Annotated in this window: 12 protein-coding genes and 1 tRNA gene; 5 read left to right on the plus strand and 8 right to left on the minus strand. The window is 67.6% G+C overall.

All coding sequences use genetic code 11. The features are described from left to right. Positions 1-54: 54 nt before the first annotated feature. Genes JN531_RS15750 through JN531_RS15760 form a run of 3 tightly spaced genes read left to right on the plus strand, consistent with a single transcriptional unit; the run spans position 55 to position 5,007 of the window. Positions 55-1,119 carry an efflux RND transporter periplasmic adaptor subunit gene (locus JN531_RS15750; RefSeq protein WP_239795315.1) on the plus strand — a complete coding sequence of 355 codons (1,065 nt, stop codon included), beginning with the start codon at positions 55-57 and terminating at the stop codon, positions 1,117-1,119. Between the two features lie 7 nt (positions 1,120-1,126). Further along, positions 1,127-4,222 (plus strand): efflux RND transporter permease subunit, encoded by a 3,096-nt coding sequence (locus JN531_RS15755; protein WP_228349806.1) that lies wholly within the window; start codon positions 1,127-1,129, stop codon positions 4,220-4,222. A 29-nt stretch (positions 4,223-4,251) separates the two neighbouring features. Then, positions 4,252-5,007 (plus strand): ion transporter, encoded by a 756-nt coding sequence (locus JN531_RS15760; RefSeq protein WP_228349807.1) that lies wholly within the window; start codon positions 4,252-4,254, stop codon positions 5,005-5,007. On the opposite strand, the gene JN531_RS15765 is transcribed toward JN531_RS15760, so the two are convergent. From JN531_RS15765 to JN531_RS15775, 3 genes are all read right to left on the minus strand, one after another. Continuing rightward, positions 4,996-5,403 (minus strand): MAPEG family protein, encoded by a 408-nt coding sequence (locus tag JN531_RS15765; RefSeq protein ID WP_228349808.1) that lies wholly within the window; start codon positions 5,401-5,403, stop codon positions 4,996-4,998. The two genes, JN531_RS15760 and JN531_RS15765, sit on opposite strands and share 12 nt — an antisense overlap. 60 nt (positions 5,404-5,463) lie before the next feature. Further along, the gene (locus JN531_RS15770) at positions 5,464-6,369 is read right to left on the minus strand and encodes an alpha/beta fold hydrolase (RefSeq protein ID WP_228349809.1); all 906 of its coding nucleotides are present in this window, start codon (positions 6,367-6,369) and stop codon (positions 5,464-5,466) included. A gap of 140 nt (positions 6,370-6,509) precedes the next feature. After that, a tRNA-Ala gene (locus JN531_RS15775) sits at positions 6,510-6,585 on the minus strand. A gap of 98 nt (positions 6,586-6,683) precedes the next feature. Here JN531_RS15775 and JN531_RS15780 point away from each other — a divergent pair. Both JN531_RS15780 and JN531_RS15785 read left to right on the plus strand, forming a co-directional pair. Beyond that, the gene (locus tag JN531_RS15780) at positions 6,684-7,304 is read left to right on the plus strand and encodes a TIGR04282 family arsenosugar biosynthesis glycosyltransferase (RefSeq protein ID WP_228349810.1); all 621 of its coding nucleotides are present in this window, start codon (positions 6,684-6,686) and stop codon (positions 7,302-7,304) included. Between the two features lie 175 nt (positions 7,305-7,479). After that, entirely contained in the window at positions 7,480-7,731 is a 252-nt protein-coding gene (locus JN531_RS15785; RefSeq protein ID WP_228349811.1) for a hypothetical protein, read from the plus strand. Positions 7,732-7,763: 32 nt separating this feature from the next. Here JN531_RS15785 and JN531_RS15790 read toward each other — a convergent pair whose 3' ends face one another. From JN531_RS15790 to JN531_RS15810, 5 genes are all read right to left on the minus strand, one after another. Beyond that, entirely contained in the window at positions 7,764-8,480 is a 717-nt protein-coding gene (locus JN531_RS15790) for an LOG family protein (protein WP_228349812.1), read from the minus strand. Between the two features lie 74 nt (positions 8,481-8,554). Continuing rightward, positions 8,555-10,465 (minus strand): N-acyl-D-amino-acid deacylase family protein, encoded by a 1,911-nt coding sequence (locus JN531_RS15795; protein WP_228349813.1) that lies wholly within the window; start codon positions 10,463-10,465, stop codon positions 8,555-8,557. Between the two features lie 90 nt (positions 10,466-10,555). Then, positions 10,556-11,479 (minus strand): branched-chain amino acid transaminase, encoded by a 924-nt coding sequence (locus JN531_RS15800; protein ID WP_228349814.1) that lies wholly within the window; start codon positions 11,477-11,479, stop codon positions 10,556-10,558. A 77-nt stretch (positions 11,480-11,556) separates the two neighbouring features. Further along, entirely contained in the window at positions 11,557-14,259 is a 2,703-nt protein-coding gene (glnE, locus tag JN531_RS15805) for a bifunctional [glutamate--ammonia ligase]-adenylyl-L-tyrosine phosphorylase/[glutamate--ammonia-ligase] adenylyltransferase (RefSeq protein ID WP_228349815.1), read from the minus strand. Beyond that, complete coding sequence (locus JN531_RS15810; protein WP_228349816.1) at positions 14,244-15,731, minus strand: amidase; 1,488 nt, start codon at positions 15,729-15,731, stop codon at positions 14,244-14,246. The genes glnE and JN531_RS15810 overlap by 16 nt, the downstream gene beginning before the upstream one ends. Between the last annotated feature and the right edge of the window lie 107 nt (positions 15,732-15,838).

Below are 15,838 nucleotides of genomic sequence, written 5' to 3' on the forward strand. Positions count from 1 at the left end.
CGACCCGACCGCCATGGCAGCCGGCACGGGCGCCCATGGAACACTAGGGAGTTGATGATGATTCGCGTCCACCGCTCGTGGGCCCTGCTGCTCTGCAGCCTGGCCGGTCCGCTTGGCGCCCAGACCCCGGTACCGGTCGAGATTCTGAAGCTGTCTGCGACGGCGCCCGAGGCGCGTCTGGAGCTGACCGGCAGTGTCACCACCGCCCAGGTTTCGCGGGTCTCGCCCGAGGTGGCGGGCAAGGTGGCCAGCGTGGCGTTGGAAGCCGGTGATCCGGTCGCCGCCGGGGCCCCGCTGTTGCAACTCGATGTCCAGCTCGCCCGCCTCGCCGAGGCCCGCAGCCAGGCGGCGGTGGATGAGGCCGCCGTGGCCGCGGCAGAGGCCGCACGGCTGGTGACCGAAGCCCGGCGCCTGGTCTCCCGTGGCAACCTTCCGGCCAGCCAATTGGCGGTGCGCGAAGCGGCGCAGGCGCAGGCCGACGCGGTGGTGGCGCGCCTGCAGGCGGAAGCTGACGAGCAGGCGGAGCGGGTGCGGCGGCATACCGTGCGCGCGCCCTTCAATGGCACCGTCAGCGCGCGCCTGACCGAGCCGGGCGAATGGGTCAGCCCGGGCACTGCGGTGATGGAGGTGCTGGCGCTGCAGGATCTCCGACTCGATGTCCAGGTCCCGCAGGAACATTACGGCCGCCTCGCGCCCGACCTGCCGGTGAAACTGCGCTTCGACCATCGACCGGCGACCGTTGTCGACGGCCGCGTCATCGCCCAGGTCCCGCAGGCCAGCGCCGACGCCCGCACCTTTCTGCTGCGGGTCGGTTTCACCACCGATCTGCCGGTGGTGCCCGGCATGTCCGCCCAGGTGCAGCTACCGCTTCCGGCCCTCGCTGGCGCCTTCAGCGTGCCGCGCGATGCCATTCTGCGACGGGCCGACGGCACCGCTTCGGTGTGGGTGGTGGACCGCAATACATCGCCGCCGGTCGCGCGCGATATCGCCGTCACTCTCGGCGCGCCGCGCGGGGACCGGGTCGAGGTGCGGGGTCCGTTACCGGCCGGGGCCGAGCTGATCGTGCGCGGCAATGAGCGCCTGCAGCCGGGCCAGCCCCTGACCGTCCGCAGCCGCTGAGACTGCCATGCTCGATGCCCTGCTGCGCCGCGGCACCCTGATCGCCGTCATCACCCTCATCATCAGCCTGCTCGGCGTGCTGGCGGCCCTACGGGTGCCGATTCAGATGATTCCCGACCTCGACGTGCGGGTCATCAGCGTCGAGACCCGATGGTCTGGCGCCACGCCGCAGGATGTCGAGAAGGAAATCCTGATCGAGCAGGAGGATGTGCTGCGCAGCATCCCCAGCCTGCAGCGGATGAAGTCGACCGCCAGCACCGGCGAAGCCGTGATCGAACTGGAATTCCCGTTCGGGGTGGATCTCAACGAGGCGTTGATCCGCGTCAACAACGCGCTCAGCCAGGTGCCCGCCTACCCGGAAAACGTTGACGAGCCGCAGCTGTTTGCCAACTCGTTTTCGGCCAACGCCTTCATGTACTTCCGCATTCAGCCGCTCGCCGGCAATCCGCAATCCCTGGACATTGACCTGATCCGCGATTTCGTCGACGACGAGGTCCGCCCGCGACTGGAGCGCGTCCCCGGGGTTTCGCAGGTGGACATCCGCGGTGGCGCCGAGCGGCAGGTGCAGGTGCGGGTGGACCCGGCCCGGCTGGCCGAGCGAGGACTGACCCTGACCGACGTGCGCGACGCCATCCGCGCCCGCAACCGTGATGTCTCCGCCGGCGACCTCGAAACCGGCAAGCGTCGCTACCTGCTTCGCACCAGCGGCCGCTATCGCGATCTCGCGGCACTCGAAGACACCCTGCTGACCCGGGGCGGCCGCGCCGAAGTCCGCCTGCGCGATGTCGCCACAGTGGTGATGGACCACTTCGAGGTCCGCGCCCTGTCGCGGGTCAACGGTGTTGCCAATGTCAGTCTGGCGGTCCGTCGGGAACTCGGCTCCAACGTCATCGCCATCAAGGAGGCGATGCTGCCGGCGGTGGCCCGGGTCAACCGCGAGGTGCTGCAACCGGCAGGCCTGGAGATGCAACTGATCTCCGACGACGTCCGCTATGTCGAGGCCTCGGTGGCCAACGTCTGGCAGAACCTGCTGCTCGGCGCGGTGCTGGCCGGGGGTGTGTTGTGGCTGTTCTTCCGCAGCGTGCCGATGACCCTGGTGGGGATGATGGGCATCCCCATCTGCACGGTCGCGGCCTTCCTCGGGCTGCTGGCGTTCGGCCGCACCCTCAACGTCATCTCGCTGGCCGGGGTCGCCTTCGCCATCGGCATGACACTGGACAACAGCATCGTCGTGCTCGAGAGCATCGAGCGGGCGCGGCGCCGCGGGCTCGGCGCGGCGCAGGCGGCCCTGCAGGGCGTGCAGGAGGTCTGGCCGGCCGTGCTGGCCGCAACGCTGACCACCATCCTGGTGTTCGCGCCAATCCTGTTCATCGAGCAGGAGGCGGGCCAGCTCTACTCCGATATCGCGGTCGCCATCTCGGCGTCGATCTTCGTCTCGATGCTGGTGGCGATCAGCGTGATTCCGGTGGCCAGTCAGCGGCTCCGCTTCGCCGCGCCGGTGGCCGACGGCGGGCACCCCTCGCCACCGCGCTGGGTCGACACCCTGTTGGCGACCTCGCGGCGACAATGGGCCTGCATCATCGGTGTGACCGCGCTGACCGCCGCCGCCACCGTGGCGCTGATGCCGGAAGCCGAGTATCTGCCCGAAGGCGAGGAACCCAAGACCTTCGCCCGCATGCTGGCACCCCCCGGCTACAACCTGGCGGAAATGGCCACCATCGCCGAGCAGGTGGAGGCGCACTTTCTGCCCCATGTCGAAGGCAATGGTACCGACACCATTCCGCCGATCGCCTATTTCAACCTGCAGGTACAGCCGGAACAGCTCCGGGTCATCGCCGAAACCGTCGACCCCGGCGATATCGACCACCTGATGAATGCCTTGACCGACCATTTCCGCAGTTATCCCGGCATGCGGGCGTTCGCCGCGCGCGGCTCCATCATCTCCAGCAACGATGGCGGCACCCGCAGCGTCAACGTCGACATCACCGGCAGCGATCTGGCAACGCTCTACCAGACCGCAGAGCAGGTCTACCAGCGCGCCGGCCGCGTGCTGACCGATCCGCAGATCAACTCCGAACCCAGTGCCCTGACGCTGGCACAGCCGCTGGTGGAGCTGCAGCCGGACTGGTCGCGGCTGGCCGAGGTGGAGTGGAACGCAGCCGATTTCGGCTACGCGGTGGCGGCATTGACCGACGGGGCCTTCGTGGACGAGTACTTCGAAGGCGACGACAAGGTCGACATCTTCCTGTTCAGTCAGGCCGGGCAGGCGCAGTCACTGGCCGCCGTGCAGCAGCTGCCGGTGGCGACCCCGGGCGGCACCGTGCTGCCGATCGGCGCCCTCGCCCGCTGGGTAGAAACGGTCGACACCGGCACCGTGCGCCGCATCAATGGCCAGCGCACCGTCACCCTCAACATCATCCCGCCGCGCAGTATCGCGCTCGAAACCGGCGTCGACACGGTGCAGCGCGACGTCATCGATGCCCTGATCGACGAGGGGGCGATCCCGGCCGGTGTCAGTCTCGACATCTCCGGCGCCGCCGATCAGCTCGACGCCACCCGCGAAGCGCTGGGCGCCAACTTCATCGTCGCCATGCTGCTCTGCTATCTGCTGCTGGTGGCGATCTTCACCCACTGGGGCTATCCGCTGCTGATCCTGCTGACGGTGCCGCTGGGGATCGCGGGCGGCATCATCGGGCTGTGGCTGCTCAACCTGATCGGCGGACCGGTCGCCGGCATCCGGCAGCCGTTCGACCTGATCACCATGCTCGGCTTCCTGATTCTGCTGGGCACGGTGGTGAACAACCCGATCCTGGTGGTCGAACGGACCCGCGAACACCTGCGCAACGGCTTGGCGGTGGCCGAGGCGGTCCGCACGGCAGTGGCCGAGCGGTTGCGCCCGGTGATGATGACGACACTGACCACCACCTTCGGGCTTGGCCCGCTGGTGTTGATTCCCGGCGCCGGCACCGAGCTCTACCGCGGGGTCGGCGCGGTGGTGTTGTTCGGCCTGCTGTTCTCGTCGGCCGTCACGCTGACGGTACTGCCCTGTCTGCTGTCGCAGGTCCTCCTCTGGGCGCGACGACGGACGCCTGCGCTACCCTGAACACTTCCTCCCCCGCACCAAGGATCGACATGGAGCCGGCCACCCCGTCGCTGTGGCGACGCATCAGCATCCTCGACTGGCTGATGCTGTTGCTCGCCATTTTTTCGGTGGGCCTGCTGGCCTGGGAGACCTGGGGCGACGTCACGCCGCAACAGCGGACCTGGATTCTCCGCACCGATGTTGCCATCTGCGCCGTATTCGCCGCCGAATTCCTGCTGCGCTGGCGGGTCAGCGGCTGGCGTCGGGATTTCCTCTGGCGCAACTGGTACGAGATTCTCGGCATGATCCCGGTCGCCCACCCGGCGATTCGTGGATTCCGTCTGTTCCGGGTGATCCGCATCGTGGTGCTGCTGGCCCGCTTCGGCCGGGCTGCCGACCGCGCCTTCGGCGAAGCCATCACGCAACGGGTGCTCACGCACTTCACCGGCGTGATCGTCAACACCATCAAGCGCCCGATCACGGTGGCGGTACTGGAAGAGGTCGGCCAGGTCCTGAGTCGCGGCCACTACACCCGCAACATCGCCAACGCACTGGAAGAAAACCAGTACGAACTGCGGGCGATGATCCAGGAAAAGCTCAAGGACGACCCGCAGACCGGCCGGCTGTCACGGCTGCCGTTCTACGACGAGGTGGTGCAGAGCGTCATCGACACGGCGATGCGCGTGATCGAACAGGTGCTGCATGACCCTCGCACCGACGAGCTGGTCGCCGATCTGCTGCGTGAGAATCTCGACCAGCTGCGTGCCGAACTGCGCAGCAGCCCGCGACTGCGCTCAGACCAGTAGCAGCGTCGCAATACCCCGCCACAGACACAGCGCCGCCATCACCGCCAGCAGGATGAAGGTCAACAAGGTGCCGTAGAAGCGGCCGAAGAACCACTTCTCGGTGAAGCTCAGGGCGATCCCGTGCAGCACCCGCGCCACCACCAGGGTCAGCCCCAGCACATGCAGCAGCCAGACCGGCAGGGTGCCGCCGAGCTCGAGGATGCCGAGCAGGATCAGTGACAGCGGCGTGTACTCGGCGAAGTTGCCGTGCCCGCGGATGCGCCGCAGCAGACCGGCGTTGCCGCCGTCACCGAGCCCGACGCCCTGAGGGCCTGAACGGCCCTGCACGACACGGACACTCAGGGCGAGAAACAGGAGGGCCAACAGGCCCGCGTACAACGAGGTGATGGTCAGCATCTGCGGCGACTCCCTTGTCTTTCCGAACCGGGAGCTTAGGTCATCGCCGCGCCGTCGTCTTCAGGCGCGGGCGGCGTTGGCGCCGATCAGCTCGGCCCAGCGCGGCATCAGCGGCAGCGCGAAGTCATGTCCCATTCCGGCCACCAACTCCAGTCGGGCGTCGCGAATCAACTGCGCACTGCGCTGCCCGCAGGCCGGACGCAGCAAGGGGTCGGACAGGCCGTGGATCACCTGGGTCGGTGCCCGGACCTGGCTCAGCAGGGGTTCGAAACTGCCGGTCGCCAGAATCGCCTGTGTCTGTCGCACCATGCCGCGCGGTCGAAAGGCACGGTCGTAGGCGCGCCCGGCGACCCGCGCACGATATTCGGTCGGCGTTGGAAAGCCCGGGCTGCCGATGCGCTTCAGCATCGCCGTGGTGCGCCGGATCACCCCCTCGCGGGTGGTCGGCCGCGGCCCGACGCCGGCCATCCGCCACAGCACGTCGAGACGCGCCACTGGCAACCGGGGGTGGTTGGTGGTCGACATGATCGAGGTCAGGCTATGGACCCGCGACGGCCGGGTGGCAGCGACGATCTGCCCGACCATGCCGCCCATCGACACCCCCACCACATGAGCGCGACCGACCGCCAGATGATCGAGCAGTCCGACCGCGTCATCAGCAAGATCATGGAGGGTGTAGTTGCTGCGGGTTTCACGTCCGAAGCGACTGCGCAGCCAGTCCTGTGGCAGGTGGGGCGCAATCCCGCGGTCGGCGTCGTCCGACAGGCCGGCATCCCGATGATCGAAGCGGATCAAGCGGAAGCCGCGCGCCAGCAGGTCCTGACACAGGGCATCCGGCCAGTGGATCAATTGCCCGCCGAGGCCCATGATCATCAGCAGCGGCTCGCCGCGGTCGGACCCTGCCGCCTCCCACGCCAGCGACAGCCCATTGACACGGGCCGAGCCCGACTCCCAGCAGATTTCCATGACGCGACCGTGACCTTTCGATGACCGTTTGATGACGGTCGCGAAGGTAGCAGTTCACAGCGGGATTGCGGGGCGCTGTCATATGACAGGCGACGAACGGTCGGCGCCTGTGGCGGCCGCCCGGAGGATCGGTGAAGGAGTGGTGGAGCGGAGGAGGATCGAACTCCCGACCTCTGCATTGCGAACGCAGCGCTCTCCCAGCTGAGCTACCGCCCCACACGAGGGCGCGAAGTGTAGCACTTCGGCGACCGCTTTCCAGCGCCCCCGGGGCCCACTGGCGTCTGTGGTCGGCGCCGCCTACCCTTGCGCCCACCATGCTCCACGATACGGTTCTGATCCGCGTCTTTGCCCGCGCACCGGTTGCTGCCCGCTGCAAGACCCGACTGATCCCGGCGATCGGCGCCCGAGGCGCGGCACGCGTCCAGCAACAGCTCTGCCGCAGGACCCTGGCCACCGCCACCGCCACCGGTCTGCCAGTGGAGCTGTGGACTGCGCCTGACAGCGGGCATCCGCTGTTCACCGCCCTGCGCCGGCAGTACGGCATCGCGCTCCGGCGACAACCGCGTGGCGACCTGGGCCACCGCATGGCCATCGCACTCTCGCAGCGACCGCCGGGCGTTACGGCGGTACTGGTGATCGGGACCGACGCCCCGGGCCTGACCGTTGCCGCCCTGCAAGCGGCCGCCCGAGCCCTGCAACCGGCCGACCGGGCGCTGCTGCTGCTGGCGGCGGACGGCGGTTTCGTCGCCATCGGCAGCCGACGGGCGGTCCACCTGCGTGCGGTGGCATGGAGCTCCGGTCGCGAAGCCGCCCAGACCCTGCGACGGTTGCGTCAACAAGGCCTGGACGTACTTCAGGAGGGGGGCTATCAAGATCTTGATGAACCCGCAGACCTGCGCGCGGCGCGGCGCGCGGGGCAGCTGCCACGGGTCTGAGACCGCCCCACCCGGCAACGCCGAAAACCGCCGTTGGATGCGCCACCACCTCGCCCCAGGGCGCTCGTGATCGGCCCCTGCGGGGGCACGGTTGACGCCCCCCCTTCCACCGCCGCCAAAAGCCTGCTAAATAGCGGCCGAAAACCGCCCATTGGTTGCTGAGAGGTCGCCCCTGATGCCCCGCAAATCGAAGAAAGCGCAGCCCCAGGCAGACACCAAGACTGCCAACAGCAGCGCCAGCTACGACGAGTTCTCCGATGATGACGAGAGCGACGGCGACGACGTTCCCAACGTCGACCTGCCACCGCCGCCGCTGGGCCGCTCGCGCGACTGGCGGGATGTCGAGAAGCTCAAGGAGGAACGCCGTCTGCGGCAGTTGATCGACGACGATCTCGATTTCGAGGAACGCCCGCGCCGACGGGCCTGATGCCGGCCGGCGGCGACTCCGCTTTGCGGCCTTCAGACGTCGGGGGCGGTCAAGCCGTCGCGCAGCCGGGCAAACGCCTCGTCGACGCTGTCGACAATCGAGAACAAGGTGAGGTCTTCATGGCTGATCAGCCCGTGATCGGCCAGCATCGGGAAGTTGACCAGCCCCTCCCAGAACTCGCGACCGTAGAGCAGGATCGGCATCGGCGCCGATTTGCCGGTCTGCGTCAACGTCAGCAACTCGAATAGTTCATCGAGGGTGCCGAAACCACCCGGGAAGATCACCGCCGCGCGCGCCAGGTTGAGAAACCAGAACTTGCGCAGGAAGAAGTAGTGAAACTCCAGCGCATGATCATCCTCGACATGCGGGTTGCCGTGCTGCTCGAATGGCAGGGAGATGTTGAGCCCGATATTGAGACGACGGTCGACCCGCGCGGCGCCTTCGTGCGCCGCCTCCATGATGCCGGGACCACCGCCGGTGACGATGTGAAACCGCTCGCCATCGATGTGCCGATCCCGGGTCCACCGCGCCAGCGCCTCGGCAAGGTCGGCCGCGCGGGCATAGTAGTCGTGGCGCGCCAGCGCATCGACCCGCAGCCGCGCCGAGCCAAAAAAGATCACTGCGTTCTTGATGCCGAGGCGCTCGAAGCGCTGGGCGGGCTCCAGATACTCGCAGAGGATGCGCACCGGGCGCGCGTCCTCGCTCATCAGGAAGGTTTCGTTCTTGTAGGCCTTGGTGAGCGTGGTCATGCACGTCCTGCGAATGGGTTCGCCCCACCATAGCAAAGCCGGCCGGCCGCCTTGGTGACGGCCGGCCGGTCCGCTCAGGCGGTGGCGGCGAGCCGCTCCACCTCGCGTGCGTGGTCCCGATGTCGCAGCAGGCGCCCGAACGGCGCTTGCCCGAAGTCGTCGACATACCGCGTGCCCTGCCAGGCCAGACGCCCGTTGATCATCACCTCGGTCACGACGCCATCGCTGCGGTTGACCAGCTGGTGATGATCGAAAGCCTCACGGTACTGGTAGCGCACACCGGCATCGCTGTCGTAGCGCGCCAGCCGCTTCGGATCGACCACCACGATGTCGGCCTGTGCACCGACCCGCAGCACGCCGGCATTGAGCCCGAAGAATTCGGCCGGTTCCTGTGTCAGGCGGTGCACCGCCTGCGCCACCCGCGTCTCGCCTTCCCGCTGGGCGATCTGCAGCATGCGCAGGTTGCCGTCGTAGAAGGCCATGTTGGTGAGATGCGCACCGCTGTCATTGAACCCGGGCAGCAGCAGAGGGTTGAACAACAGGTCGCGGGTCACCTTGGGATCGCGATTGGCGGTGACCGTCGACCAGCGCAGCGCGGTGTCGTAGCGCCGCAGCAGGTGGATGAAGAAGTCGGCATCGTCCGGTTCCGCCGGGAAGCTGGCGAAGGCCTCGCGCTCGGACTCACTGCGGGCACCATTACCGCTGTGCTGCCAGCGCCGCAGGCGGTCGTAGATGGCCTGCAGGGTTTCGCCACTCCAGTCCGCCACCGGGCACTGGTCGAGGGTCATGTCATCCAGCCGCCGCGACAACACGATGTCGGAGCGACGCAGCCAGGTCATCAAACGCGCGAGGTTGAAGCCGCGCTTGCCGCGGAACCACATGCGGCGGAAATCCGCCACCCATGCCGGGTCGTGCATGATCTTCATGCGCGCTTCACGATCCTCGAGATCGCATTCGTTGAGACGTCGCAGTTCCGGAATCTCTTCGGCCAGCGGCGTCACCACGCCATCGCTCCAGGTCTTGAACGGCGCTGCCAGCGCCTGCAGGCGGAACATGCCGCGCAACAGCCGCGAATTGAGGATTTTCGACAGCAGCAGGCCCAATTTGACGATCGAGGCGTTGGCGGTGACGTCAATCGCTGCCACCGCCGTCACCTTGAGCGTCTTGCCGTACAAGCGCCCGGAGGTAAGCAGAAAGTTGCGGACCACCGCCAGCTTGTCATCCTTGGGCGGTGTCGCCTGCCACACCCGGCCCCAGTGACGCACCACCCCGGTCAGACGCTTGAGCTCGGCAAATGGCGCGAACTGGGTGGGGATCTGCTTCTGGGTATTTGGCTGGTTGGCGAGAAAGTGGAACGGCAGGGCATCGGTGGAGAAGCCGACATAGCCCTCTTCCATGCCGCGCTCCACCAGCGACTGCATCTGCGACAGCTCGGCTTCGCTGGGCTGGCGACTCACCGAGTCCTGCAGGCCCATGACTTCGATGCGCAGCATCGAGTGCGGGATCATGGTGACCAGGTTGGGGCCCAGGGGCAGCTGGTCGAGGTGATCGAGATACTCGGCCGAGGTGCGCCAGGTGCAGACATCGGCCACCTTGCGCAACACGCTCTTGGGGACATTCTCGACGCGGGCGAAACAGTCAACGATGGGGTCTTCAACGTTGCGACGCTGATTGCCATAGGCCAGCCCCAACGAGCAGTTGGCCACCACCACCGTGGTCGATCCATGCCGGACCGCCTCCGGCAGGCCGGGCTCCAATTCCACTTCGAGGTCGAAGTGGGTGTGCACATCGAGCAGACCGGGCATCAACCAGCGGCCGGTCGCGTCAATCACCTGTCGCGCCTGGGCCGGCGCCAGCCGGTCATCCATCGCGGCGACACGGCCGTCCTGGACCGCGACATCCAGGGTGCGCGGCGCGGCGCCGGTGCCGTCGAACACCAGCGCGTTGCGGAAAAGCGTGTCCCACTGCGGGGTGCCGCCATCCATGCATCTACTCCTGTTCGATCTTCAAGTGCGCCGCTTTAGACCGCGCCTGCCGGAGGCAGGCACTAGGAAGATTGGCCCAGATCAACCGCCTCAGATCAGCGCACGCCACTCGGGATACTGGTCGGTCTCGCCCGTCACCACGTCCAGATAGGCCTTTTGCAGGATTTCGGTGATCGGCCCGCGACTGCCGTTGCCGACCGCGCGGTTGTCCACCTCGCGAATCGGCGTGACCTCGGCGGCGGTACCGGTGAAGAATGCCTCGTCGCAGCAGTAGAGCTCGTCACGGGTAATCCGACGTTCCTTCACGGTGTAGCCATGGTCGGCCGCCAGCTGCATCACCGTGCGCCGGGTGATGCCGTCCAGTGCGCTGGTGACGTCCGGAGTGGAGAGAACACCGTTGGTCACCACGAAGATGTTCTCTGCGCTGCCCTCGGCAACATAGCCGTCAGGGTCGAGCATCAGGGCCTCGTCATAGCCGTCGCGCAACACTTCATTGAGCGCCATCGACGAGTTCAGATAGTTGGCGTTGGCCTTGGCGCGACACATCGAGGCGTTCACGTAGTGGCGTGAGAACGAACTGGTCTTGATGCGGATGCCGCGCTCCATGTTCTCGGCACCGAGGTAGGCACCCCAGTGCCAGGCCGCCACGATCACATGCGTGCGCAAGCCGGCCGCGCGCAGACCCATCCCTTCGGATCCGTAGAACACCATCGGCCGCAGGTAGGCGGCCTCCAGCGCGTTGGCCTTGAGCACATCCTTCTGGGCCTGATTCAGCTGCGCTTCGTCCCAGGGCATGTTCATGCCGATGATCTTGGCGCTGTTGAACAGCCGCCGGGTGTGCTCTTCAAGCCGGAACACCGCCGTGCCCTGCGGCGTCTTGTAGGCGCGCACACCCTCGAAACAGCCGACACCGTAGTGCAGCGAATAGGTCAGGACGTGCGTCGTGCACTCCCGCCAGGGCTTCATCTCCCCGTCGTACCAGATGAAACCGTCACGGTCGGCAAAAGAAGTCATGGCTCGAAAAATCCTTGGGGTGAGTGCGCACGAAGCCGCGAATTATAGTGCTTGCAGCTCCCGCGCCCAGCCCCCGGTCAATCGAGCAGCCGCTGCCATAGCGCGCTGATCACCGCTCGCGCATCTTCGAAGGCGTTGGCGGCGACCCGATGGTCGTCGTTCTGCAGTGCGCGCCGGTGGGCTTCCAGGCGCAACTGGCGATAGGCCGCGATCAGTGCCTCCTTGTCGGCGGGGGCAATCACCCCCAGCCCGGCGAGCGCGTCCAGCTGCCGCCAGTTGTCCGACCAGCGCAGGACATCAGGCGCGCGGTGCGCCTCACGCAGCACCAGATACTGGGTGATGAACTCGGCGTCGGTGAGCCCACCGCGACCCTGCTTGAGATCCCAGTGTTCGGCATCGCTGCGGTCGAGGTTGGCCCGCATCTTGGCCCGCATGTCGCGTATTTCCCGCGACAGGACAGCCGGGTCTCGCGGCTGTGCCAGGACCGATCGTCGGGTTTCGGCGAACGCCGCTGCCAGCGCGGACGGCCCACAGAGAAAGCGGGCACGGGTCAGCGCCTGATGCTCCCAGGTCCAGGCCTGGCAGCGCTGATAGGTGTCGAAGCCGCGGAATGAGGTCACCACCAGTCCGGAATTGCCGCTGGGCCGCAACTGCAGGTCGACCTCGTAGACCCTGCCGGCGGCGGTCTGAGCCGACAACACGCTGATCAGGCGCTGGGCGCAGCGGGCGAACCAGGTAGCGACATCGAGCTGACGCGCGCCCCCCACCGTATCGGCCTGTGGGTCGTCGGCATCATGGAGGAACACCAGGTCCAGATCCGACCCATAGCCCATCTCGATGCCACCCAGCTTGCCGTAGGCGATCACGCCGAGGCCTGCCGGTGTGCCATCGGAACGGTTAGGTTGGCCATACTCGACGGCCATGTCCGCCATGGTTTGCGCCAGTGCCGCCTGCAACAGGACTTCGGCCAGCCAGGTGAGGCGGTCGCTCACCTGGACCAGCGGCAAGGCCTCCACCAGATCGGCCGCAGCCACCCGCAGGGTCATCTCCTTCTGGAAGCGACGCAGGGTATTCATGAACGCTTCCGGGTCCTCCGGCGCCAGGTGGGCCAGACGGCCGGCGAGGTCGGCCTCCAACGCTTGACGTTCAGGCGGCGCATACAGCGCACGCGGGTCCAGCAACTGGTCCAGCAATGCCGGCGTGCGCGCGATGTAGTCGCTCAGCCAGGGGCTCGCGGCCGCCAGCTTGAGCAGCTGCGCCCGTGCCGTGGCGGAATCACGCAGCAAGCTGATGTAGGTGGCACGACCGATGATGGCCACGACAATTCCCAGCGCCCGCCGCGCCGCGATCCCCGGTTCCGGCAGCGCCAGCGACTCCTGCAGCAGTTGCGCCACCAACACCCGCAGCCGCTCGACGGTGCGCTCACGCAACAGTCGCAGGTGCCGATCGGTGGCCAGCGCACGCAGTTCATTGGCCAGCGGCTCGGCGGGCCGCAGGCCCGCCTCGTGAAGGCGTTGCGCCACCTGGTCAGCCGCGAGCCGCCCTTCCCACAGCACCGAGACCAATCGCGCCAGCGCCGTGTCCTCTGCCACCTCCTCCTGAAACACCTCGTTGAACTGCGCCCGCACCCGGTTCCGCACGTCGGCCCAGGTTGCGGCCAGCGCCGTACCGTCGACTGCCCCCAGCGCCTCGGCCAGACGCTGGCGGGTTGCGGCGGCGTTCGGGAACCGATGGGTCTGTTCATCGGCCTGCATCTGGATGGCATTCTCCAGGCGCCGCAGGAACACGTAGTCGGCATCCAGCTGCGTCGCCACGGACGCATCCAGCATGCCGGCCTGCCCCAGATATTCGAGCGTCGGCCGCAGCTGCGGTGAACGCAGCCGTCCGTCCTGACCGCCGCGAATGAGCTGGAAGCTCTGGACGATGAACTCCACCTCGCGAATACCGCCTGCCCCGAGTTTGACGTTGTCCTCCAGCCCCTTGCGGGCCACCTCCTCCTCGATCATGCGCTTCAGCTCACGCAGGCTGTTGACGGCATCGAAGTCGAGATAGCGGCGGTAGACGAATGGCCGCAGGCTGGCCAGCAGCCGGTGTCCCGCCGCGACGTCGCCCGCCACCGGCCGCGCCTTGATCAGGGCATAGCGCTCCCATTCGCGACCGTGGACCTGGTAGTAGTCCTCCATCGCCGAGAAGCTGGCAGCGGGGGCGCCGGCACTGCCGAACGGCCGCAGCATCCAGTCGACCCGATAGACGTATCCGTCCTCGGTGTGCTCGGCCAGCAGGCTGGTGAATCCCTGCACCACCTTGGCGAAGAACGCGCCGTTGTCGAGCGGGGCGTCGGCGTCGGTCTCGCCGCCTTCGGTATAGGTGAAGATGAGATCGATATCGCTGGAGAAATTGAGCTCGCCGCCCCCCAGCTTGCCCATGCCCAACACCACCGGCGAGACCGCCTCCCCCACCCGATTGCGCGGGCGCCCGTAGCGCCGCATGGCACTGTCCATGGCCACCTGCAGTGCCATCTCGCAGGCGCGGTCGGCAAGATCGCTGAGCGCCGACAGTGTCTCGGCCAGCGGCGCCCGGCCATCGAGATCACGCACGGCGATGCGGGCACGTTCCCGCAGGACCTCACGCCGCAGGATGCGCATGGCTGCCGCGCGTTCAGACGGCACCTCGGCAGGCCAGACAATGTCCGCCCGGCACAGGGCCTCGTCGGTGAACCATTCCGGTTCACGTTCAGCCAGTGCGGCCAGCCAGGGGCTGCGGTTCAGGGCGTCGGACATTCGGGCGGCAGGGTATCGAACCAGGGGTATTCGGCTTCCAGCTGGGCGCCGATCTGCAACAGACGGTGCTCATCGCCCATCGGCGCGTTGAACATCACACCGGTCGGCAGGCCCTGCGGATCGGGAAACAGGGGCACGGTCATCGACGGCGTCCCGGTGAGGTTGGCGAGCTGGGTAAACGGGACCCGGGCAAGCTGCTGCACGGCCATCTGGTCGACCAGCCCGCTGGCGGTCAGCGCCCGGCCGATGCCCAGCGCCAGGATCGGTCGCAGCAGGGTCGCCTGCCAGCCCGGCAGCTGCTGGCTGCCGACCGTCGCCGGCGGTTGTGCCACCGAGGGGGTCAGGTACAAGTCATAGCGCTGGTAGAAGCGCCCGAGGGCGCGACTGAAATCATTCCACTGACGATGGGCGCAGACATAGTCGCCCGCCGACAGGGTATCGCCGATCAGTGCCAGTGCCCGGGTGTCGGGCTCGAAGTCGGCGGCACGGATGCCGGCGGCCACCGCACTGGCGACCGTCGCGGCGGTCTGTCCGAAGTACATCACGAAGAAGGCCCGGGCCAGTGCCTGACCGTCGATGTCCGGCTCCGCCTGCTCGACCTCGTGCCCGAGACGGGCCAGGGTTTGAGCGGTGCGCTCGACGGCGTCGGCGCAGGCCGGTGCCACCGGGGTGCCGATCGGCGAGCGGGTGCTGTAGGCAATCCGCAGCCGCGGCGGCACCTCGCGTGCAGCCTCTGCCCAGGGCCGGTCCGGCGGGGCCACGCGGTAGGGATCGCCCGCCGCGGTGCCGGCCATCACATCGAGCATGGCCGCAGCATCGCGGATGCTGCGACAGACAATGCCGTCGGAGCTGGCACCCTCCCAGACTTCGGCAGCCGCCGGACCGACCGAGACCCGACCACGGCCCGGCCGCAGGCCGACCAGGCCGCAGAAAGCCGCCGGGATGCGAATCGATCCACCACCGTCGTTGGCGCCCGCCATCGGCACGATGCCCGCCGCCACCGCCGCCGCCGCACCGCCACTGGACCCCCCCGGCGTGCGCGTCAGATCCCAGGGGTTGCGGGTGGCGCCGAACAGGCGCGACTCGGTATAGCCCTTGAGCGCCAGCTCGGGTATCGCGGTCTTGCCGAAGATCACCAGCCCCGCCGCCAGCCAGCGTTCGACCATGTGGGCATGCGCCGGCGCAACGTGGTGACGGAAAGCGACCGACCCGTGCGTGCTGCGGACTCCGGCATGATCCTGGACGATATCCTTGATCAGGAACGGCACCCCCGCGAACGGCCCGTCCAACGGCCCCAGAGCGCGTTGCCGGGCGATCTCGGTCATCGGTATCACCACCGCGTTCAAGGCCGGATTGACGGCGGCACAGCGGTCCAACGCCAGTTGCAGCAGCTCGCCGGCGCTGACATGACCGGCGGCCACTTCGGCTGCAAGGCCAGTGCCGTCATGGCGGCGGTACTCTTCAAAACGCATGAATCGCAACTCCCTGTCGGCTGCCCCGCAATCGGGTGCCGCAGCGTAGCAAAACCGACATGCTCGGCCGCTCGGGTGTCACACGACTGCGGCGGCATTCCCGGAGG

The sequence above is a fragment of the Flagellatimonas centrodinii genome (assembly GCF_016918765.2).
GTDB classification, from domain to species: Bacteria; Pseudomonadota; Gammaproteobacteria; order Nevskiales; family Nevskiaceae; genus Polycyclovorans; species Polycyclovorans centrodinii.

Coding starts and splice junctions, on each gene's coding strand:
- JN531_RS15750 (WP_239795315.1), top strand. CDS start 55: ATGATGATTCGCGTCCACCGCTCGTGGGCCCTGCTGCTCTGCAGCCTG.
- JN531_RS15755 (WP_228349806.1), top strand. CDS start 1,127: ATGCTCGATGCCCTGCTGCGCCGCGGCACCCTGATCGCCGTCATCACC.
- JN531_RS15760 (WP_228349807.1), top strand. CDS start 4,252: ATGGAGCCGGCCACCCCGTCGCTGTGGCGACGCATCAGCATCCTCGAC.
- JN531_RS15765 (WP_228349808.1), bottom strand. CDS start 5,403: ATGCTGACCATCACCTCGTTGTACGCGGGCCTGTTGGCCCTCCTGTTT.
- JN531_RS15770 (WP_228349809.1), bottom strand. CDS start 6,369: ATGGAAATCTGCTGGGAGTCGGGCTCGGCCCGTGTCAATGGGCTGTCG.
- JN531_RS15780 (WP_228349810.1), top strand. CDS start 6,684: ATGCTCCACGATACGGTTCTGATCCGCGTCTTTGCCCGCGCACCGGTT.
- JN531_RS15785 (WP_228349811.1), top strand. CDS start 7,480: ATGCCCCGCAAATCGAAGAAAGCGCAGCCCCAGGCAGACACCAAGACT.
- JN531_RS15790 (WP_228349812.1), bottom strand. CDS start 8,480: ATGACCACGCTCACCAAGGCCTACAAGAACGAAACCTTCCTGATGAGC.
- JN531_RS15795 (WP_228349813.1), bottom strand. CDS start 10,465: ATGGATGGCGGCACCCCGCAGTGGGACACGCTTTTCCGCAACGCGCTG.
- JN531_RS15800 (WP_228349814.1), bottom strand. CDS start 11,479: ATGACTTCTTTTGCCGACCGTGACGGTTTCATCTGGTACGACGGGGAG.
- glnE (WP_228349815.1), bottom strand. CDS start 14,259: ATGTCCGACGCCCTGAACCGCAGCCCCTGGCTGGCCGCACTGGCTGAA.
- JN531_RS15810 (WP_228349816.1), bottom strand. CDS start 15,731: ATGCGTTTTGAAGAGTACCGCCGCCATGACGGCACTGGCCTTGCAGCC.